This is a genomic window from Pseudomonas sp. FeN3W, from assembly GCA_030263805.2.
GTDB lineage: Bacteria > Pseudomonadota > Gammaproteobacteria > Pseudomonadales > Pseudomonadaceae > Stutzerimonas > Stutzerimonas stutzeri_G.
Genome location: CP136010.1, coordinates 2,673,075 through 2,698,000, shown reverse-complemented (window position 1 = coordinate 2,698,000; position 24,926 = coordinate 2,673,075). Strand labels below are relative to the sequence as shown.

The following is a 24,926-nucleotide window of genomic DNA, read 5'->3' as shown; positions in this document are numbered from 1 at the left end:
ACAACGCAGATCGTTTTTAGAGGCGCTCTTCGGCAGCCGGTAGCGTCAGCGTGAACACCGCGCCCTGCTCGTCGTTGCTGACGTCCAGCGTGCCGCCCATCTCTCGCACGATGCCGTAGGACACCGCCAGCCCGAGGCCGAGGCCCTGGCCGACCGGTTTGGTGGTGAAGAAGGGCTCGAATACCTGGTCCAGATGTTCGCTGGCGATACCGCCGCCGTTGTCGCCCACGCTGAGTTGCCAGCGATCGCCGTTGAGTTGGCAGAGGATGCGCAGGCGCCGCTGCGGACGTTCGGCCATGGCATCCAGCGCGTTGTGCAGCAGATTGATCAGCACCTGCTCGAGGCGGATGGCATCGCCGCTGACCGCGGCCTCGGCCGGCACCTTGCGGAACACTTCGACCTGCTCGCTGCGAATGCGCGGCGAGAGCAGCTGCAGGGCTTGTTCCAGCACCTCGGCCAGGCTCAGGCGCTGGCGCAGCCCGGCCGGGCTCTTGCGGGCGAAGGTCTTCAGGTGGCTGGTCAGCGCCGCCATGCGTTCGAGCAGGCCTTCGACATGACCGAGGCCTTCGCGCACCTCGCCGTCGCGACCGCTGTCGAGCAGCAGGCGCAGACTGGCGAGTTGCATGCGCAATGCGGTCAGCGGCTGATTGATCTCGTGGGCGAGGGCGGCGGACATCTGCCCCAGTGCGGCCATGCGTGCGGCATGCACCAGTTCGTCCTGGGCGGTGTGCAGCTCGCGGGTGCGTTCGTGCACCAGGCGTTCCAGTTCGCTGCGGCTGCGCTGTTCGACGCGGCGGGTCTTGCCGCGTTGCGCCAGGTAGAGCAACAGAAAGGCCAGGGTCATCCACACGCCCGCTGCGGCCAGACGATAGCTGCGCACGCTGGCGACCACCATCTGTGGGTCGTGCAGCAGGTGCAGGGTCCAGTCGTCTTCCGGTAGCGCCAGGCGTTGCCAGAGGTATTCGCGACGACCGTCCGGGCCATCCACCAGGCGCCGCTCGCTACCTTCGGCGAGTTGTTGCACTCGGCTGCTCGGCAACGGCTGCAGCGTCTGTTCGGCGTAGCGCCGGGCATCGACCAGGCGGCTGCGTACCTCGTCGCTGAGCGGGCGCAGGTAGCGGAAGCGCCAGGCCGGGCGGTTGGTGAGGATAACGATATCCAGCGAGTCGGCGATCAGCAGGATGCCGGGCTGGCCGACCCAGTCGCGCTGCATCTCTTCCAGCTCCAGCTTGACCACCAGCACGCCGAGCACCTCGCCGGCGGCGTTCTTCACCGAGCTGGAGAGAAAGTAGCCGGGAATGCCGGTGGTGACGCCGACGGCGAAATAGCGGCCGTTGTCGTTGCTCACCGCATCGCGGAAATACGGGCGGAAGGCATAGTTGTTGCCGACGAAGCTGCTCCAGTCGCGCCAGTTGCTGGCGGCGATGGTCTCGCCGTCGCGGTCGAGCAGGTACAGCACCGAGGAGCCGGCCGCGTGGTTCTGCTGTTCCAGGCGCTGGTTGAGCTGGCGGCGCAGCGCGCGGTTCGCCGGGTCGGCGAGCAATGCCTGGATATCGCTGTCCAGCGCCAGCAGCGCCGGCACCGAGCGGAAGCGTTCGACCTGGGTGTGGATCGCCTGGGCATAGAGCTCCAGCTGGCCCTGAGCCTCCTGGGCGCGCTCGGCCCAGGCGCGTTGCTCGGCCAGACGCCCGGCCCAGTACATGCTCAGCAGCAGGCCGATGAGGATCAGCGCAACGATCAGGGTTACCCGCAGGCGGTTGGACGGTGCTGGCATGACGACGCTCGCGACAGGACGCGACGATGGTAAGCGATAGTCGGCAGCGGTGGCGCATTGCCGAGGCTCGCCATAGCACCAAAAAGTTTTGACCTGGCTCAGTAGAGGCATAGTGCCATCATTGTTATGCTACGGGGCGTTACTTTCAGCTTCAGCAGGGATCGCTAGTACGGAACGGCCAGCCGCTCCAGTCGAGGTCCGCCTTGCTTAGAAAAATCCTTGTCAGCCAGCTCCGCTTCGGTATGTATGTCCATGGCCTGGACGGCAGCTGGTTCGATCATTCCTTCTGGCGCAGCAAATTCCTGCTCACCGACCCCGCCGACCTGCAGGCGCTGCGCAATTGCGGCGTCAAGGCGCTGTGGATCGATACGGGCAAGGGCGTCGATGTCGAAACGGCGACGCCGCCAGCGAATGAGGCCCCGCAGCCGGTCGCCGAAGCCATGCCGATAACCCCTCGGCCTGCCGCACAATCGCAGCAATGCAGTGTTCAGGATGAAATGCAGCGCGCCGCCCAGTTGATCAAGCGCTCCAAGCAGCAGGTGACTTCGCTGTTTAACGAGGCGCGGTTGGGCAAGGCCGTCGATCCGCAACAGTGCCTGCCGCTGGTGGAGCAGATTTCCGAATCCCTGGCGCGCAATGGCTCGGCATTGCTCAGCCTGGCGCGGCTGAAGACCAAGGACGAATACACCTACATGCATTCGGTGGCGGTCTGCGCGCTGATGGTCGCGCTGGGTCGGCAACTGGGTCTGCCCGAGGACCAAGTGCAGGAAGCCGGCATGGCCGGGATGCTGCATGACATCGGCAAGATGGCCATGCCGTTGGATGTGCTGAACAAGCCGGGCAAGCTCAGCGACGACGAATACGCCATCATGCGCAGCCACCCCGAGCGCGGTCATGCGATCCTGCTCGGCGCGGGATCGGCCGTGTCCGAGGCTGTTCTTGACGTCTGTCTGCATCACCACGAGAAGATGGATGGCACCGGCTATCCACATCGGCTGGCCGGCGAGCAGATCAGCCGGCTGGCGCGGATGGCCGCCATCTGCGACGTGTATGACGCCATCACCTCGGATCGCCCCTATAAAACGGCCTGGGATGCCTCGGGCTCGCTGGCGCGCATGGCGCAGTGGCAGGGCCATTTCGATACCCAGATCCTGCATGCCTTCGTGCGCACGGTAGGGATCTACCCGCTGGGCTCGCTGGTGCGGCTGCAGTCGGGGAGGCTCGGCGTGGTCATCGAACACAATGCGCAACAGCTGACGGCGCCGCGCCTGAAACTGTTCTATTCCACACGCGCCCGCGCGACGATCGTGCCAGTGGAACTGGACCTCTCAGCCCCACAGTGCAACGACCGCATCGTCGGCCGCGAAGACCCGGCCGCCTGGGGCTTCAGCAACCTCGATGCGCTCTGGACCTAGATTGGCGGTCGTAAAACGGGGGCCATGCGACTAGAATGTCGCCCCCGAATGCGATTCGCCCGGCGAGTCGCTCAGAGAAGAGCTGGTAATGCCCATGACCTGGCTGCCTGGTCCGCCATAGCGCTCCACCCCCTCGCGTCACTTTGCGACTGCCTGTCATGGGGCGGTCGTACGCTGCTGTCCGTGCGCTTCGTCGACTGACAGCCGAATCAATCACACCAAAAACTCGCCTTGTATCGCTGCCGGCCGCCCGTGGCCTGCATGGTGGTGCTTTTGCTCTGGATAGTCCGATGCTGCAATCGATCAAACAAAACTGGTTCTCCAACGTCCGTGGCGATGTGCTGTCCGGCCTCGTCGTCGCGCTGGCGCTGATTCCCGAAGCCATCGCCTTCTCCATCATCGCCGGGGTCGATCCGCGGGTCGGCCTGTATGCCTCGTTCTGTATCGCCGTGGTGATCGCCTTCGTCGGTGGCCGCCCGGGGATGATCTCCGCAGCCACCGGTGCCATGGCGCTGCTGATGGTGACGCTGGTGCGCGAGCACGGCCTGCAGTACCTGCTGGCGGCGACGCTGCTCTGCGGCCTGTTGCAGATCGGCGCCGGCTACCTGCGCCTGGGCTCGCTGATGCGTTTCGTCTCGCGTTCGGTGGTCACCGGCTTCGTCAACGCGCTGGCCATCCTGATCTTCATGGCGCAGCTGCCGGAACTGACGAACGTCACCTGGCACGTCTACGCCATGACCGCCGCGGGCCTCGGCATCATCTACCTGTTCCCCTACGTGCCGAAGCTCGGCAAGGTCATCCCGTCGCCGCTGGTGTGCATTCTCAGCCTGACCGCCGTGGCCATGTACCTGGGCCTGGATATCCGCACCGTCGCCGACATGGGCGACCTGCCGGACACGCTGCCGGTCTTCCTCTGGCCGGACGTGCCGCTGACCTTCGAAACCCTGGCGATCATCTTCCCGTATTCCGCCGCGCTGGCCGTGGTCGGCCTGCTGGAATCGCTGATGACCGCGACCATCGTCGACGACCTGACCGATACTGGCAGCGACAAGAACCGCGAATGCAAAGGGCAGGGCGTTGCCAACATCGTCTCCGGCCTGTTCGGCGGCATGGCCGGCTGCGCGATGATCGGCCAGTCGGTGATCAACGTGAAATCCGGCGGCCGCACCCGTCTGTCCACGCTGATCGCCGGCGTGGTGCTGTTGCTGATGGTGGTCTTCCTCAGCGACTGGGTCGGGCAGATCCCCATGGCCGCGCTGGTGGCGGTGATGATCATGGTGTCGATCGGCACCTTCAGTTGGGATTCGGTGCGCAACCTCAAGCGCTACCCGCTTTCCACCAACATCGTCATGGTCGTCACCGTGGTGGTGGTGGTCTTCACCCACAACCTGGCCTACGGTGTTCTGGCGGGCGTGCTGCTGGCGGCGATGTTCTTCGCCAACAAGGTCGGCCACTACCTGCACATCGGATCGGCGCTGGATGCCGCCGGCAATCAGCGCACCTACAAGGTGATCGGGCAGGTATTCTTCAGCTCATCGGACAAATTCAGCGGTGCGTTCGATTTCAAGGAAGCGCTCGGCAAGGTCACCATCGACCTGTCCCGCGCACATTTCTGGGACATCACCGCCGTGGCGGCGCTGGACAAGGTGGTCATCAAGTTCCGCCGTGAAGGCACCGAGGTCGAAGTGCTGGGTCTGAACGAAGCCAGCGCCACCATCGTCGACCGCTTCGGTGTGCATGACAAACCCGAGGCCATCGACAAGCTCATGAGCCACTGACCAGGAGAACGACAATGACCCACGTAATGGCTTGTATCGACGGATCACCGCAGGCCGCGGCGGTTTGCGACTATTCGGCCTGGGCCAGCAAGCGCCTGGGCACGCCCCTGACGCTGCTGCACGTGCTCGACCGCCAGCAGTATCCGGTGTCGGGCGACCTGAGCGGCATCATCGGCCTGGGCAGTCGCGAATTCCTTCTGCAGGAGCTGGCCACGCTGGACGAGAAGCGCGCCAAGCTGGCGCTGGAAGAGGGCCGGATGATGCTCGATTCGGCACGCCAGCGGGTCATCTCCGCCGGTATCGCCCAGCCCGAGTGCCGGCAGCGCCACGGTGATCTGGTCGAATCCCTGCGTGATCTGCAGGACGAGACGCGCCTGCTGGTCATCGGCCGTCAGGGCGAGGACAGCGGCGATGCCATCCAGCACATCGGCAGCCAGCTGGAGAACGTCATCCGCACCATGCAGCGGCCGATTCTGGTCGCCGCCAGCGATTTCAGCGCACCGCAGAGCGTGATGCTCGCCTTCGACGGTAGCGCCACCAGCCGCAAGGGCGTGGAAATGCTCGCCGCCAGCCCCCTGTTCAAGGGCATGCCGATTCACCTTGTGATGGTCGCGGCGGACACCGCCGACAACCAGGCCCAGCTGGAAAATGCCCGTGGCGTGCTGAGCGCCGCCGGTTTCAACGTGGAAACCGCCATCCGTGCCGGTGAAGTCGAGCCGACCCTGCACGCCTATCAGGCCGAGCACGGTATCGACCTGCTGGTGATGGGCGCCTACGGCCACTCGCGCATTCGCCAGTTCTTCGTCGGCAGCACCACCACCAACATGATCCGCACCACCTCCACGCCGCTGCTGTTGCTGCGCTGATCGCCAACCGCTGCGCGCCCGTCGCCGGGCGCGGCGGCGGTCAGCGGTAAAGGTCCGCCCGGCTCCACGGCAGTTCGTGGGAGCCATCGGCCAGCGGCTTGCTGGCAAGAATCTGGTGCAGGTTGATCCAGTTATGGCGGAAGCCGTAGGCGCAACCGGCCAGATACAGGCGCCAGATGCGCAACGCGCGTTCGGGAACCATCCGTTTGGCCTGCTCCAGCTGCGCTTCCAGCCGCTCACTCCAGAAATCCAGCGTGCGCGCGTAGTGCAGGCGCAGGCTTTCCACGTCGACGATTTCCAGCCCGACATCGCTGATGCAGCTGCTGATGTTCACCAGATGCGGCAGCTCGCCGTGGGGGAATACGTAGCGGTCGATGAATTCGCCGGCACCGTGCCCGACCGGGCGGCCGTCGATGTGCCGGGCGGTGATGCCGTGGTTCATCACCAGCCCGCCCGGGCGCACGGCGCCGAACAGCCGCTGGCAGTACAGCGGCAGGTTGGCATGGCCGACGTGCTCGAACATGCCGACGCTGACGACCTTGTCGAAACGGCCATCCTGCGGCAGATCGCGGTAGTCCATCAGCTCCAGGGTGATCTGCTCTTGCAGCCCTTGCGCGACCACCCGTTCGCGGGCCAGTTCGAGCTGTTCGCGGCTTAGGGTGATGCCGAACACCTTCGCGCCGAACTCGCGGGCGGCATAGCGAGCCAGGCCCCCCCAGCCGCAACCGACATCCAGCAGACGCTCGCCAGGCTTGAGCCGCAGCTTGCGACACAGGTGGCGCAGCTTGGCCTGCTGCGCCTGTTCCAGGTCCTCGCTGCCGGTTTCGAAATAGGCGCAGGAATAGACCATATCCTTGTCCAGCCAGAGCCGATAGAAATCGTTGGACAGGTCGTAGTGATAGGAAATGGCTTCAGCGTCGGTCGCCTTGTCGTGCGCCTCGCGCGCAGGCAGCGCAAGGTCGTCCTCGCCCAGCGCCCGGGTGATCACGTCGCCGATGCGAATGACCTCATCCACGGGCCCGAGCAGGTCGATCTGCCCCTCGACATAGGCCGCGCCGAGCACATCCAGGCTCGGCTGTCTCAGCCGAGTGACCAGGCTGGGATCCTTGATCACCAGCGTGACGCAGGGAGTTGGACCGATGTCGATCTCGTTGCCATCCCATAGCTGCAGCTTCAACGGCAAAGCGAGTTCTTTAAGGGCCGGTAGCAATGTTGCCAACATGCTCGATCTCCTTTTCCATGCACGAAGAAAATCCTAGACCATGAATTCGCAAACGGTAGGCTATGGTGATGATAGTTTCGCGCTATGGTTCGAACGGCAGCGAACGTGCATTTGACGGCTTAACTCGCCGGGCCGCGCATGAGGGCTTATGGAACACAACGATTCACAACGCGTACTGATTCTGGTCGCCAGCGGCCCCAGCATCCCGGCGCGCTGCGCCGCACCTTTTCATATCGCCACGCTGCTGGCCTGCATGGATGCCGAGGTCAGCCTCTACCTCACCGGCGAGGGCACGCAGCTGGCACGCCGCGAGGTCGCCGAAACGCTGCGCGCGGTGGCAGGTGGCGAGCCGCTGCTGCACTTCATCCGCAACGCCAAGCAGGCCGGCGCGCGCTTGCTGATGTGCCGCCAGCCCGGGGTTCCGCTCGACCCCGCCACGCTGATCGCCGAGCTGGATGAAATCTCCAGCGGCGGTGAACTGGCGCAGATGATCCTCGAATACGAACGGGTGCTGACCCTATGAATGTGCACGGCCTGGAATTCCCCGACTCGCTGCGCTACGCGCCGGAGCACAGCCTGTGGCTGCGCGAGGAGGCCGACGGCAGCCTGACCATCGGCCTGACCGCTTACGGCTGCGCACTCTACGGCCAGATCTTCGCCTTCACCCCCAAACGCGTCGGCGCCCGCATCGAGCGCGAGCGCAGTTTTGGCGTGGTCGAGTTCGCCAAGGCCGCCTCGTCGGCGCGCAGCCCGGTGAGCGGGGAACTGCTGGCGGTGAACGAGGCACTGCTCGAGCGTCCGGCGCTGATCAATCAGGATTGCTACGGGGAGGGCTGGATGGTCCGCCTGCAACCCACGGACTGGGCCACCGTGCGTGACCAATTCCCGCTGGGTGAAGGCGCCGAAGCCGCCATCGCCGAACGCATGCGGCTGGACAACTTCGACCCGGACAACGCCCATGTGCAGGCGTTGCAGTGGAAATAGCGGGTGCTTGAGGCGGGCTAGTGGTGGAGGGTTTCAGCCCTCCACCCCCAAAAACGATTTGTGGGCAAACCTGGTAATTGCGGCGCGATACGCGCTCAAGGCTTGTCCGGCGTCGACAGGTCCAGCACCTTCGCGCAGCTCGCCTTGATCGCATGATCCAGCTGGCGGATACAGATATCGATAGCCATATCGCGCGTGCGCTTGTTCGTCCACTCAAGCTCGGCCAGCGTCTCGATCAGATCCTGATGGCCGCTCTCGTTGACCAGCATGCCGTGCTGCACCGTCAGCGTCCGACCCTGAAAGCTCAGCTGCACCGGGTCGCGCCCGACGAGGGATGCACCTTCAGCCAGCAGGCAATCGATATGGTCACGCAGCGCGTGCAACGTACGGCGCTCATCTGGCGGGTAACCCACGACACCTCTCCTATCCCTGGAAAGAAAAGCCACAATTGTGACGCGCTTCGCGCTGGAGCGCGATGGCTTTTTGATATTGCGAAGTGAGGCAGGCTGTCGCAGGGTGGTTGCGAGGGTGAGAAGCGCAGCGTGGCAGGCGAAATGGCGGAAGGCAGTGGGAGTCGAACCCACCCGGGAGCGGCTGCCGCCCCCAACCGGGGTTGAAGCCCGGCCGCACCACCGGGTGCGATTGCCTTCCATCACGATTGCCAGGCAACGTGGTAATTCCCCGTGGGTACTGGCGCCAACGTTGTGCGGGCAGGACGAAAGCTAACACGTCTGCACCGATTAGTGGCAGCATCGGCCAACTGCGAAGCCGGTCACAAGCAGGTCAACCGAACGCAAAGGATGCGAAGAGGCATTGATACGCCGAAGACAGGGAGAGGGAGATATGAAGGCTGAATGGAGCGACGCCCCGAACTACGTCAGAAGGCGCCCGCGCAAGGGAGCCGTAGCATGGCTGATACCAGGGCTGATCGGCACCGTAATCATGCTAGCTGCGCTGCGGATGGCGAGTTCGTCATTCCTCAAAGGCACCGCCCAGAGCATCGCCGATAAGCGCATCCAACCCAAGCCAGCCCCCATCGCCGAGATCACGCGCGCAGAGCCAGCATCGACCAAGGACTGGGATAGGGTAGTAGAGGAAGTGGCCGCAAGAGGTGCAACGTCTCAGCCGCAAACTGCCCAGCCCCAAGCCGGTACGGCAGAACCGCCACCCAAGCAAACCGTCTTCAATGACCAAAACTACGTTCCGCAGGGGGCAGCCAATATCGTTCCGGCTACTCGGGTTATCCCCGAGCCGGCCGTAGCGATCCCAACCCGGCAAAAAGAAATTGTAGTTGTAGGCAAAGAGCGACGGATCAGCGAATTTTGCCCAGGCGGGGAAGGGAGCATTACGCGCAGAAACTGTAAATCGAGCGTTAATTTAAATTTGCGGAACTGAATATTTTAAGGAATTAACGGGTGGCGCGCGAGGTTGTCTTGCGCATGAAGTTTTCGGGGAATTAAAATTAAAGCATTTAAATTTATCTGTAAGGTTTTTGCAGGAATTATCGCTGTAATAACTGCGCTATCCGTATCGCTGTATTTCTTCTCAGATCAAATCCCGGCGGCTTTAGACAAGTATTTTTATCGATCCAGCCTGTGGGAAGGTAACTGGTCATCGAATACTGAATACACGATAGCGCCGGGGTTGAGCGACCATTTGCCGCCAGACTCGCCGAAGATCATCATCAGGCTGAAGTCTGATGCTGAACGTGGCACTGTTCAAGGGGATGTCATATCCGAGGCTCTCTGCGAGCTGCAGCCTATTACATGGATATTCTACTTTGATAGCAAGAAACCCAACCTTTTATCCTTTGGCCGAACCAGAGATTTTCAGGTGAGCTATCTTCGGGCAGGTATAAAAGTACCAATCGCCATAGTTCGGGCAGAAATACAAGAGCCAGTCGACGATATGCAAGTTTTAGTATTAAGCTTGATCAGCTCCCATGTTGATAGTGCTCTTCCTCATGTTTTTGGTGTTGCAAAAAATCTCAATGCTTTTGATGAGGATGTTGAGTATTTGAACGAGAGATGTGCGGATATAACTATGCGATTTCATAAGTCGCTAGCCGATCAGTGGATGAAAGAAAAAAAGAAAGAGCGCGAAAAAGATGATCGGTGATGGCGGTACTTAGACTGTGCTGTTCGTTTAGCTAGATTGGTTCAGACTTATGAGGGTAGGACTTGGAAGAGGTTGAATCCTTCGTTGGGCCTCAGGTGCTTAGAGAAGTGCACTTGGCAGGCGGCGGTCGGGCGTTTAATGGGATAGATGAGTACGTCGATCTGGAAACACCTACACTTAACGGCAAACATCTAAGACTTAAACTGGCAAGTTTTTCTGCCTTATATTCTGAGTTAAAAAAACTCAGAATTCCTATTGTAGGATGCGATTTTTTCCACACTCAAGATCAAGCTAGCGGACTCGTGCCGCCGGAATGGCGAGTGACGTCAGTAACCGGACCCGCGTGGCTATGTGCTGACCAAGGCCATAATTGGTCATTCATACAAAATTCAGCCTTTGACGCAAATAACGGATTTTTGTGCGACCTAGCTTCACGTCTTTCACATCAGATAAGAGCGTGTGAATGGCGCGTCAGAGAGCTGTCTAACTGCTATGCAAAACAACTGGCTAGTAGTTTGCCTAGGAATTATAAAGAATCAGCTTTGTTTTTAGATGGCAATACTTCTCAATGCTACATGGCGTTTCAATCCTTCCTTATTGATGCTTGCATACTGCGAGACTATTTTTGTGAGTTTTATGCGGCCGTAATTTTGGGGGAGAATAAAATAGCCAAAAGTAGTATCGCGTCTATTGGTGGATTGATGAGCCATTTTAAAAAGAATCCGCCGAATGATGCAGTAGGTAAAGAGCTACATGCTTCCGCAAATAACGGGCAATGGCTGTGCGAACTCGGAGCTTATCGTAATCTCGTGGTTCACGCTGCGCCACTTTCTCAAGCTGGAGAGTCGCTCTATGCCGTAGTCCGACATTTTCCCCTCCCGCAAGGGGAAAAGCTTCCTGCTATCAAACTACCGATTCCTAAAAATGCTTCTAACCTAAGAGAAGCGCGTAATAATGGCGACTATTTTGAAAATGTAGACTTTGCTCGTTTCTCTAATTCCGTTAAAGACGTGGAAAACTGTAATGATGCACTAGAGTACAGCCACCTATGCATGCAGCTGCTCGGCGCACTATCTGAATCGATAGCAAAAATTTCTCCGCTGAAGCCAACAATTCCAATAGCTAAGCCACTGCCGGGGACTTTGAAAATCACGCCGCTAGGCGACGAATAGCCTGGGGACTTTGTGTCGAAAAAGTGTCGAAACCAAAGCGCGATATAGCCCAACGATAGCCGGAACAACCAAAAAGGCAGACCCTAATGACCTGCTTTGCCCAACATAGGCCATTGATAGGCAGGGCAAAAACAGGATTTGAAGCCCGGCCGCACCACCGGGTGCGATTGCCTTCCTTATCTGGTGTTGCTGTAAGAAAGGAAGCGGCGACCAGCCTACCCCAGCCCGGACTGGATCGCCAAGGCGCTGTCCTGGCGGACTTTGCGTTCGTTACCGAAGCGGCGGGTTAGGCCGACGCGGTCGAAGTGTTCGAGCAGTTGGATGCTGCGTTTGCGGCCGAGCTGGATGCGGTCGCGGAAGGCGGCGGCGCGGATCACGCCGCTTTGTGCTTCAAGTTGCAATACATGCCCCGCGAGTTGGCGAATGGTGAACTCGGGGTAGAACAAATCTTTCACCACCTGTTGCACCAGGCCGAGACGGGCGAGCTTGCGGAGCAGGTTGCGCATCTGCGTTTCGTCGACGCCGAGGTCGCGGGCCAGGTCGCGGACCCAGGGTGGGTCGAAGTGGCCGGCTTCGAGCAGCGGCCACAGGCGTTCCTTCAAACCTTCTTCCGCATCGCTCAGGCGCACCCGGTGATCGGGACGGTGCAGCCAGGGGCCGCTGGTTTCGATGCGGCCGGCGGCCAATGCCTGTTCCAGCAGGGCGATGAACACCGGCCGCTCCAGTTGTGGCAGGGCATAGCGGCGTAGGCGGTCGCGATCGGGGCCGAGTTCGTCGGGTTGTTCTTCGTGAAAACGCTGGAGTGAGTCGAGCAGGGTGGCGTCGAGTTCGCGCCAGCGGGCCTGATCGAACAGTCGTGGGCCGAGCCGAGTGCCGATCTCCAGTACGCCATGTGGTAGCTGCCAGCCTTCACGCGGGCGGTTGAACTGGCGCTCCAGGCTTTGCGGGTCGATGCCATTGGCGGCGCTGGCGAGCAGTGGCGGCAATGCCTGCTCCAGGCCCGGCTGGTCGAGGGCGCGAAGTTGTTCCAGCCGCGCGGCACGGCGGCGATTGCGCGCTGGTGCGTAAGGGTCGAGCACGCGGCCGCCGCCAAGGGTGCGCTGGGCGGACTGGTCGCGCAGGACGATGCGGTCGCCGTGCACCGCATGGCTCGGTGCATTCAGCAGTAGCTGGGCGAAAGCGCGTTCGCCGGGTGCCAGGCTCGTGCCTTCGAGCAGGGCGACGCGGGCGGTGACGTCCTGGGCGCCGAGGTGTACGTGCACCGGTGTCCAGTGCTTGAGTTCGTGGGCTTCGCCGGGCAGCAGCTGGAAGTCGATATCGATGCGTTGGGTCGGCGCATGCAACAGTGGGTGCAGCAGCCAGTCGCCACGGTGGATCTGCTCCACTGCCAGCCGCTCGCCGGCAAGATTCAGCGCGACGCGCTGGCCGGCATGGGCTTCGTCCGCTTCACGGTTCTGCGCGTGCAGGCCGCGGACGCGCACGCGTTTGCCGGTGGGGCCGAGCAGCAGTTCGTCGCCGATTCGCACACGCCCGGCAAAGGCGGTGCCGGTGACCACCACGCCGGTGCCGGTGACGCTGAAGGCGCGGTCGATGGCCAGGCGGAAGTGCCCGCTGTCGCTGCGGGCTGCAGTGCGCGCGGCTTCGTCGATAAGCGCGGTGCGCAGGGCGTCGATGCCATCGCCGCGGATGCTGGAAACCGAAAAGATCGGCGCGCCGGCCAGTGGCCCGTCCGCCAGTAGGTCTTCGATCTGTTGCTGGACTTCGGCGATGCGCGCCGACTCGACGCGGTCGATCTTGGTCAGCGCCACCATCGCGCGGCGAATGCCGAGCAGTTCGACGATGGCCAGGTGTTCGCGGGTCTGCGGCATGACGCCGTCGTCAGCGGCGACCACCAGCAGCACGCAGTCGATGCCGCTGGCGCCGGCCAGCATGTTGTGCACGAAACGCTCGTGGCCCGGCACGTCGATAAAGCCGGTGAGGCTGCCTTCACCGAGGTCGGCGTAGACGTAGCCGAGGTCGATGGTGATGCCGCGCTCACGCTCCTCGCGGCGGCGGTCGCCCTGTTGCCCGGTGAGGGCTTGCAGCAGTGCGGTCTTGCCATGGTCGATATGGCCGGCGGTACCGACGATCAACGGGCCAGCTCCTCTTGCAGGTGCGTCAGTTGCTCGAGGAACGCCGGCTCGTCGTCGAGCTGGCGCAGGTCGAGCCAGAGGGCGTCGTCATCGATGCGCCCGAGCACGGGAATCGGCAGGCAGCGCAGGGCTTCTTCCAGCTGACGCAGGCTGCGGCCGCGCAGGCGCTTGGGTTGCTGCGGGCGGATGCACAGCGCGGCGCTGGGCAGGCGTGCCACCGGCTGCGCGCCACTGCCGATCATGCCCAGGGCATCGGTTACTGCGACTTGCCAGGTTTCGTCGAGCACCGCGGCCAGCGCCGGGGCGATGCGTTCGGCCTGAATGCGGATATCCGCCTGCGGACGGCTGAGCAGGCGCAGGCTGGTGAGGCGCTCGGCCAGGCGGTCGGGGTCGCGATAGAGGTTGAGCACCGCTTCCAGCGCGGCGAGGGTCAGCTTGTCGACGCGCAGGGCGCGCTTGAGCGGGTTCTTCTTGATCTTCTGGATCAGCGCCTTGCTGCCGACGATCAGCCCGGCCTGCGGGCCGCCGAGCAGCTTGTCGCCGCTGAAGGTGACGATATCGGCGCCGTCGCGCAGCGCTTCCTGCACCGTCGGCTCCTTGGGCAGGCCCCAGCGCGAGAGATCGAGCAGGCTGCCGCTGCCGAGATCCTCCAGCAGCGGCAGGTCGTGGGCATGGGCGATGCGCGCCAGTTCGGCGGTGGCGACGCTGGTGGTGAAGCCCTGCACGCTGTAGTTGCTGGTATGCACGCGCATCAACAGGCCCGAGCGCGGGTTGATGGCCGCTTCGTAATCCTTGGCGTGCGTGCGGTTGGTGGTGCCGACTTCATGCAGCTTCACACCGGCGCGGGCCATGATGTCGGGGATGCGGAAGGCGCCGCCGATCTCGATCAGCTCGCCGCGGGAGATGATACCTTCCTTGCGTGCACCGAGGCTGTTCAAGGCCAGCAGCACGGCGGCGGCGTTGTTGTTGACCACGGTGACGGCCTCGGCCCCGGTCAGCTCGCGGATCAGCCCTTCGATAAGGTCGTCGCGGTCACCGCGTTTGCCGCTGGCGAGATCGAATTCCAGGTTGAGCGGATAGCGCGCGGCGAGGGTGATCGCCTCGATGGCCTCATCCGGCAGCAGGGCGCGGCCAAGGTTGGTGTGCAGCACCGTGCCGGTGAGGTTGAACACCCGGCGCACGCGACTGCGGTGCTGGCTGGCCAGGCGTTCGCCGGCACGCCCGGCGAGCACCGCTTCGGACAGTTCCAGCGCGGCGAGCTGGCCATGGCGGGCCGGTTCGCGCAGTTCATCGAGCAGGTCGCGCAGGGTGCTCAGCAATGCCTGGCGGCCGTAGCGCTGCTGCAGCGGTTGGCAGGCCGGGTCGCGCAGCAGCTTGTCGACCGAGGGCAGGTGATTGCTGCTCATGCATCGCTCCCCGGTGCCAGCAGGAGGTTGGGCGCCTGGCGCTGGAAGCCCTGCTCGGCCAGCAGCATGTCCAGGTCCAGGGTGGCGAGGTCGGCGGAGAGGCTTTCGCCATCCGACGCCAGTTCGAGATAGAGCTGCTTGAGGTAGCTGTTGCACTCCGGGCAGACCTCGGCCTTGACGCCCTGGGGCGAGCCTTCGAAGTGCAGGTAGTCGAGCTTCTTGGTGCTGCGGCAGTGGCTGCATTTCAGCCGTACGTAGTGCCATTCGCAGGCGCACAGCGAGCAGACCAGATAGCGCAGGCCGTTGAGCTGACCAAGATGGCGAATGATGCCGGCCATGGGCGGCGCGCCGCAGCAGGGGCAGTGGGTCTGGTCTTCGCGTTCGCGCAGGCTGGTGAGGTCCAGTTGCAGCAGCCAGTGGCTCCAGGCCAGTTGCAGGCCGGCGCCGAGGAAGGGCACCAGCGCCGGCGGCAGGCTGTCGTACTGGCCGCTGAGCAATGACACGGCCCAGGCCTTGCGCTGGCCGCCGTCGGCCCCGCGCAGCTGCTCGATGGCAGCGGCTACGGCCGGGTTGTCCGGCACCACGAAGGCCGCCAGCCAGGCATCCAGCAGCGGCAGCCAGGCGCCTTCACGCACCAGCGTGTCGGCGGCGAGCGGCGGCAGGTCGTGCTTGAGGCATTCCGCTGTGCGATGGGCGTCCACCGGCAGTTCGGCGGGGTGGTTGTCCAGCGCCTGCTGTTGCGCCTGGCAGATGGCGGCGAGCAGGCGCAGGTAATCGGCGAACGGATGGCCTTCGGCGAGCCTGTTCAGTCGCTCGCTGCGCCGGGCGAACAGGTCGCGCGGCGGCAGGTTGATGAAGGGTGGTTTGCTGGCAGCGGCTTCGATCTGCCCGGGCTCGAGAATGGTGCCTGCCACGCAGGACTCCTTTTCGTGGGGTTGTGCCGAACAGCATAGTCCGTCACCGACTACCGCTCGGCTTTCGATGATGCGAGGGGCCGAAGATTCCCGCGTGTACGGGAATCTTCAGGTTACGGCGGTGTGCTTATTTGCGTTCGGTGATCTCCCGATACCAGGCCGGGTGGTGCTTGCGTGCCCAGGCCCGGCTGACGGTGCCGTAGAGCATCGCACCCATCGAGCCCTTGATCCAGATCGCCGCGTAAATGTGCACGATGATGCTGACGATCAGCACGAAGGCGGCGGCTGCGTGCAGCAGGCTGGCCCAGCGCAGCGAGACGATGCCGAAGAAGCTGCTGAAATACTCGCGCCAGATGACGATGCCGCTGAGCAGCAATACCAGCATGCTGATGATCAGCACCCAGAACAGCACCTTCTGCCCGGCGTTGTAGCGGCCGACTTCCGGCAGTTTTTCCTCGCGGTTGTGCACCACGTCGTTGATCTGTCGGAGCCACTGGCGGTCGCGCGCTTCGATGCGGTTGTGCCCGGCGAAGCGAATCGCCAGCCAGAGGAAGAAGACGAACATGGCGACCCCGATGAAGGGGTGCAGGATGCGCGTCCAGGTGCCGCCGCCGAACAGCCCGGAAAGGCCGAACAGCGCCGGATGGAACAGTGCCAGGCCGGACAGCGCGGCAAGAACGAAGAGGATGGCAACGATCCAGTGATTGGTTCGCTGCGAGGGGTTGTAGCGTTCGATGTCGTTGTTATTCATCGTTGGCTCCTTGAGCGATCGACTCCGAGGATGGCCCCGCGCACGGGGCCGCCGGGATCAGGGTCGCGGCTCCTTGGTGTCGACCACGTGCACCGAGGGGTCGACCTGGTGCACCACGGGCTCGCTGAGTTCGGCCTTGCCGTCCTCTTCCTCGACGCGGATCGGCCCGACCCGCGTGTAGTGGAAGAAGCCGGCCAGCACCGCCGCACCCATGCCCAGCAGGGCGAGGGGCTTGGTCACGCCTTTCCACAGGCTGACCAGCGGGCTGATGGTCGGCTCGTTCGGCAGGTCGTTGTACAGCGAGGGCTGATCGGCATGGTGCAGCACGTACATCACGTGCGTACCGCCGACGCCATCGGGGTCGTACAGGCCGGCCTGGTCGAAACCGCGTTCCTTGAGGTCGGCGATGCGCCCGGCTGCGTGATCCTTCATGTCTTCCTTGCTGCCGAAGACGATGGCCCCGGTGGGGCAGGTCTTCACGCAGGCCGGCTCGAGCCCGACTGAAACACGGTCGGAACAGAGCGTGCACTTGTAGGCTTTCTTGTCCTTTTCGGAGATGCGCGGGATGTCGAACGGGCAGCCGGTGATGCAGTAACCGCAGCCGATGCAGTGGTCCTGATTGAAGTCGACGATGCCGTTGGCGTACTTGACGATCGCTCCCGGCGACGGGCAGGCCTTGAGGCAGCCCGGGTCGGCGCAGTGCATGCAGCCGTCCTTGCGGATCAGCCACTCGAGGTTGCCGCTATCAGGATTCTCGTACTCGGCGAACTTCATCACCGTCCAGGATTCGGCGGTGAGGTCGATCGGGTTGTCGTAGGTCCCGTGGCTGGTGCCGACCTCGTCGCGCAGCTCGTTCCATTCCGAACACGCCACCTGGCAGGCCTTGCAGCCGATGCACTTGGAGGTGTCGATCAGTTTCGCCACTTCGCCGACCTCTCGGATCGACGGCCGCTCGGTGGTCGTGGCGGAGCGGGCAATCACGTCTTGAGTAGCCATCATGCCTTCTCCACGTTGACCAGGAACGACTTGAACTCCGGCGTCTGGGTGTTGGCGTCACCCACGAACGGCGTCAGCGTGTTGGTCAGGTAGCCGTTGCGCGCCACCCCGGCGAAGCCCCAGTGCAGCGGGATGCCGATGTGGTGCACGGTCTGGCCGTCTACCGTCAGCGGCTTGATGCGCTTGGTCACCACCGCCACCGCCTTGATGTAGCCGCGGTTGGACGACACCTTGACCCGCTCGCCGGCCTTGATGCCCAGCTCGTTGGCCAGCACTTCGCCGATCTCGACGAACTGCTCCGGCTGGGTGATCGCGTTGAGCCGGCAATGCTTGGTCCAGAAGTGGAAGTGCTCCGTCAGCCGGTAGGTGGTGGCCGCGTAGGGGAAATCCTCCGCGGTGCCGAACAGCTCCATGTCGTTCTTGAACACCCGCGCGGCCGGGTTGCTGATGGCCTGGACGTTGTCCGGGTGCATGGGGTTGCGCCCGATGGGCGTCTCGAACGGCTCGTAGTGCTCGGGGAATGGCCCCTCGTTCATCTTGTCCACGGCGAACAGCCGCGCCACCCCTTCGGGGTTCATGATGAACGGGTTCATGCCGGCTTTGGGTGGCGAATCGACCTTGAAGTCGGGCACGTCGGTGCCGCCCCACTTGCTGCCGTCCCACCACACCAGACGCTTCTTCTGCGGATCCCATGGATCGCCGGCCGGGTCGGCCGAAGCGCGGTTGTAGAGGATGCGCCGGTTGGCCGGCCAGGACCAGGCCCAGCCCAGCGTCTGGCCCATGCCGTAGGGGTCGGCGTTGTCGCGTCGGGCCATCTGGTTGCCGGCCTGGGTCCAGGCGCCACACCAGATCCAGCAGCCGCTGGACGTGGTGCCATCGGCGCGCAGCAGGCCGAAGCCTGGCAGCAACTCGCCGGCCTTGGCCACCTGGGCGCCGGTCTGCAGGTCGAAGACGTCGCTCAGCGCCCTGCCGTTGTACTCCTGGGCGATTTCCTCGGCGGTCGGTTCTTCCGGCTGACGATAGCCCCAGTCGATGTTCAGTAGCGGTTCGGCGAAGGCGCCGCCTTCCTTGCGATACAGCTCGCGCAGACGATGGAACAGCCCGCCCATGATCACCACGTCGGTCTGCGCCTGGCCCGGTGGCTCGGCGGCCTTCCAGTGCCACTGCAGCCAGCGACCGCTGTTGACCAGCGAGCCGTCCTCCTCGGCGAAGCAGGTGGTCGGCAGGCGGAACACCGTGGTCTGGATGCTGGCGGTGTCGACGTCGTTGTATTCGCCGGCGTTGCGCCAGAACTCCGAGGTTTCGGTGGCCAGCGGGTCCATGATCACCAGGTACTTGAGCTTGGCCAGCGCGGCGCTGACCTTGGCCTTGTTGGGGAACGAGGCGATCGGGTTGAAGCCCTGGCAGAAATAGCCGTTCACCTGCCCCTGGTACATCATGTCGAAGACCTTGAGCACGTCGTAGCCGGGGATATCCAGCTTCGGCAGCCAGTCGTAGCCCCAGTTGTTCTCCGCGGTGGCGTTCTTGCCGTACCAGGCCTTCATCAGGCTGACGTGGAACTTCTCGTAGTGCTGCCAGTAGGACAGTTGCCCCGGACGCAGCGGCTTGGCGGTGCGCTTGGCGATATAGGCCGCGTAGTCCTGCTCGGCTTCCAGCGGCAGGGTCATGTAGCCCGGCAGCAGGTTGGAGAGCAGGCCGAGGTCGGTCAGGCCCTGGATGTTGGAGTGCCCGCGCAGGGCGTTCATGCCGCCGCCGGGCATGCCGATGTTGCCGAGCAGCAGCTGCACCATGGCGCCGGTGCGGATCATCTGCGAGCCGGTCGAGTGCTGGGTCCAGCCGAGGGCGTACATGATGGTCATGACCTTGCCCGGCGCCGAGGTCTCGGCGATGGTTTCCCAAACCTTGAGCATCTTGTCCTGCGGTGTACCGCAGATGTTGCTGACCACCTCCGGGGTGTAGCGGCTGTAGTGCTGCTTGAGCAGGTTGTAGACGCAGCGCGGGTGGGTGAGGCTTTTGTCGACGCGGGCGAAGCCTTCCTCGTCGAGCTCGTAGCTCCAGCTGGCCTTGTCCGTATAGGTGCGCCGGTCGCCGTCGTAGCCGTTGAACAGACCGTTCTCGAAGCCGAAGTCTTCCTTCACGATGAACGAGACATCGGTGTAGTTGACCACGTACTCGTGCTGGATCTTGTCGTTTTCCAGCAGGTAGTTGATCAGCCCGCCAAGGAAGGCGATGTCGGTACCGGTGCGGATCGGCGCGTACAGGTCGGCCACTGAGGCCGAGCGGGTGAAGCGTGGATCGACCACCACCAGTCGCGCCTTGTTGCGCGCCTTGGCTTCGGTGACCCATTTGAAGCCGCACGGATGCGCCTCGGCGGCGTTACCGCCCATGATCAGGATCAGGTCAGCGTTCTGGATATCGGACCAGTGATTGGTCATGGCTCCACGGCCAAACGTCGGGGCAAGACTTGCCACCGTCGGGCCATGTCAGACACGTGCCTGGTTGTCGAATCCCAGAATGCCGAGTGAACGAACCACCTTGTGGGTGATGTAACCAGCCTCGTTGGATGACGCCGAGGCCGCGAGGAAACCGGTGCTCAGCCAGCGGTTGACCGTCTGGCCCTGTTCGTTGCGCTCGATGAAGTTGGCATCGCGGTCGTCCTTCATCATCCGCGCGATGCGATCGAGGGCTTCGCTCCACTCGATGCGCTTCCACTCGTTGCTGCCGGCTTCGCGGACTTCCGGATGGGTCAGGCGGTTGGGGCTGTGAACGAAGTCCAGCAGGCCGGCACCTTTCGGGCACAGCGTGCCGCGGTTGACCGGGTGATCGGAGTCGCCTTCGATGTGGATGATGTTTTGTGCGACGTTCTTGCCGCCGCTGCCCTGGCTGTAGATGATCAGTCCGCAACCGACGGAGCAGTAGGGGCAGGTGTTGCGGGTCTCGCGCGTATTGGTCAGTTTGAAATGCCGGATCGACTCGGCATACGCCGTCGGCGGGGCCATACCCAATGCCGCCATGCTCGACGCCCCAAGGCCCACACCGCAGACCTTGAAGAACTGTCGACGGTTCATATCCATCGGAGGTTCTCCTTCTTATCAGGCTGGTACGCCGATGCTTTGCCGGCGTCTGCTTAGCATCTTAGTCAAGAATGGGCAAAGTGAAAGGCTAATTCCGCGTTCCGCTGCCTTGCGGCGTACCGATGAACGAGCCTGGTCTGGGGCGGGCATTCAGGCATCGGCGGCCGTGGCCAGCTGCTTTTTCCACTCCCGGGGCGATTGCCCGGCGTGCGCCTTGAACGCCCGGGAGAATGCGGCTTCGCTACCGTAGCCAACCTCGGTCGCGATCACCTTCAGGGAGCGTCCTCGACGCAGAGCCTTCTGCGCCAGGCGGACGCGCCAGCCCTGCAGATACTGGCCCGGCGTGGTGCCGACCGTTTCGCGGAAGGCCGTGGCGAACACGCTGCGCGACATCCCGGCGACGCTGGCCAGCCCCTCGAGGGTCCAGTCCTGCGCCGGCGCTTCGTGCATCGCCACCAGCGCGTTGCGCAGGCGCGGGTGCGCCAGCCCAGAGAGCAGTCCGCCATTCACCTCGTCACTTTCCATCAGCTGACGCAGGACCTGGATCATCACCACTTCGAGCAGCCGCTCGACCAATGCCACGCGTCCGCAGCGTTGTTCGAAGGCTTCCTCGAACAGCAGCGAGAGGATCGGCTCGGCGCCCCAGACCTGGTCCAGCGGCAGGCAGACGACATCGGCCAGCGCCGAGGCGATTGGGTTGCTGGTACCGCCTTCGAACGCCAGGTTCGCGCAGACCATGTCAGCGTTCTGCGCGGGGGCGATGAGGAAACGGTGCGTCAGCGGGCGCGGAAACAGCAGCAGGCTCGGTCGCTCGACCTGCAGCGATTCCCTGCCATAGCGCACCTCGAGCGTGCCGCTGCGTACCAGATGCAATTGCCCGTGCACGCCATCGCTTTGCAGGGTGTTGATGCCGCACAGCGGCCCGGTGTTGAACACCTGTGCGCTCATCGGGAAGTGGGTCATCAGCGCGGCAAGTCGGTCGGCCATTTTCGTACTCCTGATCATGCTTTCCGGATTCTACGTCACCAATAGTTTTTTCTGGTGAGCAGAATAGCGTTCACCGGGCAACAACGCCCTGGGCCTACCAACAGAACAGGAACTCTAGCCATGACCATCGAAAAGATTCTCTACACCGCCACTGCAACCGCCACCGGTGGCCGTGAAGGCCGCGCCAGCTCCTCCGATGAGGCGCTCGATGTGCAACTGTCCACCCCGCGTGAACTGGGCGGCGCTGGCGGCCCCGGTACCAACCCGGAGCAGCTGTTCGCTGCTGGCTACTCGGCCTGCTTTCTCGGCGCGCTGAAGTTCGTCGCCGGCAAGCAGAAGGTCGCCCTGCCGGCCGACACCCGCATCACCGGCAAGGTCGGCATCGGCCAGATCCCCACCGGTTTCGGTATCGAGGCCGAGCTGACCGTCAGCGCGCCCGGCATTGCCCGCGACGTGTTGCAGGGCCTGGTCGACCAGGCTCACGTGGTCTGCCCGTACTCCAATGCCACCCGCGGCAACATCGACGTAACCCTGATCCTCGCCGACTGATCCAGCCCACCGTACCTACGCACAGGAGACACACGCCATGAATGCCATCATCCGTAGCTTCACCCTCCCGCTGCTGGCCATCGCGCTGCAGCCGGCCTTCGCCGCGCAGCTGGAGCAGCCCACGCAACCGACATCCAGTATCGCCAGCGCCCGCACCGCCAGCACCATCACCACGGCCGACGGCGTGCAGCTGTACTACAAGGACTGGGGCCCGAAGGACGGCCCGGTGGTCACCTTCAGCCATGGCTGGCCGCTCAACTCGGACAGCTGGGAATCGCAAATGCTGTTCCTCGCATCCGAGGGCTACCGCGTGGTCGCTCACGACCGCCGCGGCCACGGCCGCTCCAGCCAGCCGTGGGGAGGCAACGACATGGATCACTACGCCGACGACCTGGCCGCGGTGATCGAGGCGCTGGACCTGAAGGATGTCACCCTGGTGGGTTTCTCCACCGGTGGCGGCGAGGTGGCCCGCTACATCGGTCGCCACGGCACCGGGCGGGTGAAGAAGGCCGTGCTGGTCAGCGCAGTGCCGCCGATGATGTTGAAAACCGCGGATAACCCGGGCGGGCTGCCGCTGGAAGTGTTCGACGGCATCCGCAAGGCATCGCTGGAGGATCGCGCGCAGCTGTACCTCGATCTCGCCTCCGGCCCGTTCTACGGCTTCAATCGACCGGGAGCCAAGGTTTCCCAGGGGCTGATCGACAATTGGCGCGCCCAGGGTCTGCAGGCCGGGCACAAGAATACCTACGACTCCATTGCCGCCTTCTCGGCCACCGATTTCCGCGGCGACCTGAAGAAGTTCGACGTGCCGACGCTGGTGATCCACGGCGACGATGACCAGATCGTGCCGCTGGACAGCTCGGGCAAGGCCTCCGCCGTGCTGATCGAGGGCGCGCAGCTGATCGTCTATCCCGGTGCGCCGCACGGCCTGACCGACACCCACAAGGAGCGCTTCAACAACGATCTGCTGGCGTTCCTCAAGAAGTGATGTGCAGCAGCCTCGTCGAGCGGCTCGGAGCACCGCGCCGCTTGCCGCTCAAAAACGACAAACCCCGCCAGATGGCGTAATGCTGTTCACTTAAGCAGAGCAGCCTTTCGATCCACTGGGTAGCGGGTCTTGGAAATCTTCACCGTCCTTGGCCTTGATGGCCTCGGACGGTGGTCCAGGAACAGCCCGCCGATTCCCGCCCTCAACTCCGACAACCGCCTTCCGGTTGCTGAAATCGGGTTGGCCGCAGCCATCACGATCAATTGCACAGCGATGTATTGGGCCACGGGCTTGAAGCGGATGTCGCATGGCCAAGGGCGACTGCCGCCTGACCGGCTTCACGGCGGATGATGTTGTAGGCCAGCAATAGCCCCCAGACCTCCTGGTAAATCAACTCCTTGGGCATCGTAGCGCTCGCGACCCCACTGGCTACCCGTTTGGCGGAACAGCCACTCCACCGGATTGGCCCCCAGTCGTTTGCGCGCCTCCGTAATACGGCTTCTGGCCAGCAAGTCGTGAGAAGCCAGGCCCTGAGCGCAGATGTTCAGGCGCCGCGCTACTTCATGGACTGGCTCGTCGCGAAACAAAGCCATGCCAAGCAGCAACCAGAGCACCTGATCGCCGGGCAGACGCCGCCGGATCGAGGCCTGGGCGGAGAGGTCCAGCGCGGACGCGACCCACTGATTGGAATGTTCTGAGTGAAGGTGCTCAGATCGGCGAAGTTGAACAGTTCACCCAAGTCGAGCAGTTGCTGTTGGAGAGACATAAAAAATCCGATGCCAGAAGCCTGGCATCGGATTTCGGGGCAGCCCCGCTGGGGCTCAAATGCTTAAGTGAACAGCATTACGCCAGATGGCGGGGTTTGTCTGTGGACTGCGTTAAGGCAGTCCGGATCTTCTACACGACGCCGATCAGGCGTTCTGGCGGATACCGGCCACCAGCCAGGGCTGGTTCTCGCCCTGGGTGCGTTCCATGCGCCAGCTCTCGCTGAACGGCTCGCCCTGGTCGAAGCGCGAGGTCTTGGCGACGCCGGTGAAGGTCAGGGTCGCGGTGGTCTTCTCGGCATCGTCGTCGACGCCGTCGAGCTGGATCTGCAGATCGTCGATGTAGGTCGACTGATAGGCATCGCCGATCTCGGCGCGCTCCTGCTTGAGGAAGCCCAGCAGCTGCGGCGTGACGAACTCGGCGATCTTGTCCATCTCGTTGGCGTCCCAGTGCTGCTGCAGCGAGAGGAAATGCTCGCGCGCGGCGGCGACGAAGCTCTGTTCGTTGAACCAGGCCGGGGCATTGATCACCGGAGCAGCGGCGACCGGGGCGGCGCTGCCGCCGAAGATGGAGGTCGCCGGCTGCTGCGGCATTTCACGCTGCATCGGCGCATGGCCGGCCATGGCGGGCTGCTGCTGGCGACGGCGGGCGGCGAGGAAGCGGAACAGCAGGAACGCGATCAGGCCGAAGATCAGGATATCCATGAACTGGATGCCCTCGAAGCCGTCACCCATGAACATCGAGGCGAGCAGGCCGCCGGCGGCCAGACCGGCCAGCGGACCGAGCCAGCGCGAGGCGCCGCTGGCGGCAGCGGGTGTCTGACGGCCAGCCTGATTCGGTGCGGCCTGGGTCTGCTGAGGCGCCTGGCGGGTCTGGTGGCTGGGCGCCGAGCCGAAGCTCTTGCCGCCGCCGAAGCGCTTGGCGTGGGCGTCGAGCGCGAAGGTCAGGCTGATACACAGCGCCATGAAGATGCTAAGCACACGTTGCATTGAGTGTTCCCGCTAATAAAGAGTGGAGTACGCGCGCCATCCTGCC

General features: G+C 63.4%; 21 protein-coding genes, 1 tRNA gene and 1 pseudogene. 10 read left to right on the top strand and 13 right to left on the bottom strand.

Going from position 1 to position 24,926, the window contains the following annotated elements:
* Positions 1 to 16: 16 nt before the first annotated feature.
* Positions 17 to 1,774 (bottom strand): ATP-binding protein, encoded by a 1,758-nt coding sequence (locus P5704_012850; GenBank protein WOF76962.1) that lies wholly within the window; start codon positions 1,772 to 1,774, stop codon positions 17 to 19.
* A 203-nt stretch (positions 1,775 to 1,977) separates the two neighbouring features.
* Here P5704_012850 and P5704_012845 point away from each other — a divergent pair, with 203 nt between their 5' ends.
* The 3 genes from P5704_012845 (at position 1,978) to P5704_012835 (ending at position 5,833) form a co-directional block, all read left to right on the top strand.
* Complete coding sequence (locus P5704_012845) at positions 1,978 to 3,189, top strand: HD-GYP domain-containing protein (GenBank protein WOF76961.1); 1,212 nt, start codon at positions 1,978 to 1,980, stop codon at positions 3,187 to 3,189.
* A gap of 290 nt (positions 3,190 to 3,479) precedes the next feature.
* Positions 3,480 to 4,967, top strand: a complete 1,488-nt coding sequence (locus P5704_012840) for a SulP family inorganic anion transporter (protein ID WOF76960.1) — start codon at positions 3,480 to 3,482, stop codon at positions 4,965 to 4,967.
* Positions 4,968 to 4,981: 14 nt separating this feature from the next.
* Positions 4,982 to 5,833 carry a universal stress protein gene (locus P5704_012835; GenBank protein ID WOF76959.1) on the top strand — a complete coding sequence of 284 codons (852 nt, stop codon included), beginning with the start codon at positions 4,982 to 4,984 and terminating at the stop codon, positions 5,831 to 5,833.
* A gap of 40 nt (positions 5,834 to 5,873) precedes the next feature.
* Here P5704_012835 and cfaB read toward each other — a convergent pair whose 3' ends face one another.
* Entirely contained in the window at positions 5,874 to 7,055 is a 1,182-nt protein-coding gene (cfaB, locus tag P5704_012830; protein ID WOF76958.1) for a C17 cyclopropane fatty acid synthase CfaB, read from the bottom strand.
* Positions 7,056 to 7,203: 148 nt separating this feature from the next.
* On the opposite strand from cfaB, the gene P5704_012825 reads away from it, so the two are divergent.
* Positions 7,204 to 7,578 carry a DsrE family protein gene (locus tag P5704_012825; protein WOF76957.1) on the top strand — a complete coding sequence of 125 codons (375 nt, stop codon included), beginning with the start codon at positions 7,204 to 7,206 and terminating at the stop codon, positions 7,576 to 7,578.
* Positions 7,575 to 8,039, top strand: coding sequence for a glycine cleavage system protein H (locus P5704_012820; protein ID WOF76956.1), 465 nt, complete (start codon positions 7,575 to 7,577; stop codon positions 8,037 to 8,039). Before P5704_012825 ends, P5704_012820 begins: the two co-directional genes overlap by 4 nt.
* Positions 8,040 to 8,134: 95 nt before the next feature.
* Here P5704_012820 and P5704_012815 read toward each other — a convergent pair whose 3' ends face one another.
* Entirely contained in the window at positions 8,135 to 8,452 is a 318-nt protein-coding gene (locus P5704_012815; protein ID WOF76955.1) for a hypothetical protein, read from the bottom strand.
* A gap of 142 nt (positions 8,453 to 8,594) precedes the next feature.
* Positions 8,595 to 8,690 (bottom strand) — tRNA-Sec (locus P5704_012810).
* Between the two features lie 192 nt (positions 8,691 to 8,882).
* Between P5704_012810 and P5704_012805 the strand changes: the two genes are divergently transcribed.
* The 3 genes from P5704_012805 to P5704_012795 all read left to right on the top strand — a co-directional run bounded on the left by P5704_012805 (position 8,883) and on the right by P5704_012795 (position 11,329).
* Positions 8,883 to 9,434, top strand: coding sequence for a hypothetical protein (locus P5704_012805; GenBank protein WOF76954.1), 552 nt, complete (start codon positions 8,883 to 8,885; stop codon positions 9,432 to 9,434).
* 249 nt (positions 9,435 to 9,683) lie between these two features.
* Positions 9,684 to 10,157 carry a hypothetical protein gene (locus tag P5704_012800; protein WOF76953.1) on the top strand — a complete coding sequence of 158 codons (474 nt, stop codon included), beginning with the start codon at positions 9,684 to 9,686 and terminating at the stop codon, positions 10,155 to 10,157.
* Between the two features lie 62 nt (positions 10,158 to 10,219).
* Positions 10,220 to 11,329, top strand: a complete 1,110-nt coding sequence (locus P5704_012795) for a hypothetical protein (protein ID WOF76952.1) — start codon at positions 10,220 to 10,222, stop codon at positions 11,327 to 11,329.
* Between the two features lie 215 nt (positions 11,330 to 11,544).
* On the opposite strand, the gene selB is transcribed toward P5704_012795, so the two are convergent.
* From selB to P5704_012760, 7 genes are all read right to left on the bottom strand, one after another.
* Positions 11,545 to 13,461, bottom strand: a complete 1,917-nt coding sequence (gene selB / locus P5704_012790) for a selenocysteine-specific translation elongation factor (protein WOF76951.1) — start codon at positions 13,459 to 13,461, stop codon at positions 11,545 to 11,547.
* A complete protein-coding gene (gene selA / locus P5704_012785; GenBank protein WOF76950.1) occupies positions 13,458 to 14,867 on the bottom strand; it encodes an L-seryl-tRNA(Sec) selenium transferase in 1,410 nt (469 codons plus the stop codon). Before selA ends, selB begins: the two co-directional genes overlap by 4 nt.
* Positions 14,864 to 15,781 (bottom strand): formate dehydrogenase accessory protein FdhE, encoded by a 918-nt coding sequence (gene fdhE / locus P5704_012780; protein WOF76949.1) that lies wholly within the window; start codon positions 15,779 to 15,781, stop codon positions 14,864 to 14,866. The genes selA and fdhE overlap by 4 nt, the downstream gene beginning before the upstream one ends.
* A 127-nt stretch (positions 15,782 to 15,908) precedes the next feature.
* Entirely contained in the window at positions 15,909 to 16,532 is a 624-nt protein-coding gene (locus tag P5704_012775) for a formate dehydrogenase subunit gamma (GenBank protein ID WOF76948.1), read from the bottom strand.
* Positions 16,533 to 16,589: 57 nt separating this feature from the next.
* On the bottom strand, positions 16,590 to 17,528 hold the full coding sequence (gene fdxH / locus P5704_012770) for a formate dehydrogenase subunit beta (GenBank protein ID WOF81224.1): 939 nt from the start codon (positions 17,526 to 17,528) through the stop codon (positions 16,590 to 16,592).
* Positions 17,528 to 20,602 (bottom strand): formate dehydrogenase-N subunit alpha, encoded by a 3,075-nt coding sequence (fdnG, locus tag P5704_012765; protein ID WOF76947.1) that lies wholly within the window; start codon positions 20,600 to 20,602, stop codon positions 17,528 to 17,530. The genes fdxH and fdnG overlap by 1 nt, the downstream gene beginning before the upstream one ends.
* Before the next feature lie 150 nt (positions 20,603 to 20,752).
* Entirely contained in the window at positions 20,753 to 21,589 is an 837-nt protein-coding gene (locus tag P5704_012760; GenBank protein WOF76946.1) for an AraC family transcriptional regulator, read from the bottom strand.
* A gap of 120 nt (positions 21,590 to 21,709) precedes the next feature.
* Here P5704_012760 and P5704_012755 point away from each other — a divergent pair, with 120 nt between their 5' ends.
* Positions 21,710 to 22,138 carry an organic hydroperoxide resistance protein gene (locus tag P5704_012755; protein WOF76945.1) on the top strand — a complete coding sequence of 143 codons (429 nt, stop codon included), beginning with the start codon at positions 21,710 to 21,712 and terminating at the stop codon, positions 22,136 to 22,138.
* A gap of 37 nt (positions 22,139 to 22,175) precedes the next feature.
* Positions 22,176 to 23,126, top strand: a complete 951-nt coding sequence (locus P5704_012750; protein WOF76944.1) for an alpha/beta hydrolase — start codon at positions 22,176 to 22,178, stop codon at positions 23,124 to 23,126.
* A gap of 86 nt (positions 23,127 to 23,212) precedes the next feature.
* Here P5704_012750 and P5704_012745 read toward each other — a convergent pair.
* Positions 23,213 to 23,892, bottom strand: a pseudogene (locus tag P5704_012745) (transposase domain-containing protein).
* 145 nt (positions 23,893 to 24,037) lie between these two features.
* Complete coding sequence (locus P5704_012740; GenBank protein WOF76943.1) at positions 24,038 to 24,880, bottom strand: hypothetical protein; 843 nt, start codon at positions 24,878 to 24,880, stop codon at positions 24,038 to 24,040.
* Between the last annotated feature and the right edge of the window lie 46 nt (positions 24,881 to 24,926).

Excerpts from the sequence above, each read along its gene's own strand:
- P5704_012775 (WOF76948.1), bottom strand. The coding sequence starts at position 16,532 with ATGAATAACAACGACATCGAACGCTACAACCCCTCGCAGCGAACCAAT.
- P5704_012740 (WOF76943.1), bottom strand. The coding sequence starts at position 24,880 with ATGCAACGTGTGCTTAGCATCTTCATGGCGCTGTGTATCAGCCTGACC.
- cfaB (WOF76958.1), bottom strand. The coding sequence starts at position 7,055 with ATGTTGGCAACATTGCTACCGGCCCTTAAAGAACTCGCTTTGCCGTTG.
- P5704_012760 (WOF76946.1), bottom strand. The coding sequence starts at position 21,589 with ATGGCCGACCGACTTGCCGCGCTGATGACCCACTTCCCGATGAGCGCA.
- P5704_012850 (WOF76962.1), bottom strand. The coding sequence starts at position 1,774 with ATGCCAGCACCGTCCAACCGCCTGCGGGTAACCCTGATCGTTGCGCTG.
- P5704_012840 (WOF76960.1), top strand. The coding sequence starts at position 3,480 with ATGCTGCAATCGATCAAACAAAACTGGTTCTCCAACGTCCGTGGCGAT.
- P5704_012820 (WOF76956.1), top strand. The coding sequence starts at position 7,575 with ATGAATGTGCACGGCCTGGAATTCCCCGACTCGCTGCGCTACGCGCCG.
- P5704_012755 (WOF76945.1), top strand. The coding sequence starts at position 21,710 with ATGACCATCGAAAAGATTCTCTACACCGCCACTGCAACCGCCACCGGT.
- selA (WOF76950.1), bottom strand. The coding sequence starts at position 14,867 with ATGAGCAGCAATCACCTGCCCTCGGTCGACAAGCTGCTGCGCGACCCG.
- P5704_012750 (WOF76944.1), top strand. The coding sequence starts at position 22,176 with ATGAATGCCATCATCCGTAGCTTCACCCTCCCGCTGCTGGCCATCGCG.
- P5704_012825 (WOF76957.1), top strand. The coding sequence starts at position 7,204 with ATGGAACACAACGATTCACAACGCGTACTGATTCTGGTCGCCAGCGGC.
- P5704_012835 (WOF76959.1), top strand. The coding sequence starts at position 4,982 with ATGACCCACGTAATGGCTTGTATCGACGGATCACCGCAGGCCGCGGCG.
- fdxH (WOF81224.1), bottom strand. The coding sequence starts at position 17,528 with ATGGCTACTCAAGACGTGATTGCCCGCTCCGCCACGACCACCGAGCGG.
- P5704_012805 (WOF76954.1), top strand. The coding sequence starts at position 8,883 with ATGAAGGCTGAATGGAGCGACGCCCCGAACTACGTCAGAAGGCGCCCG.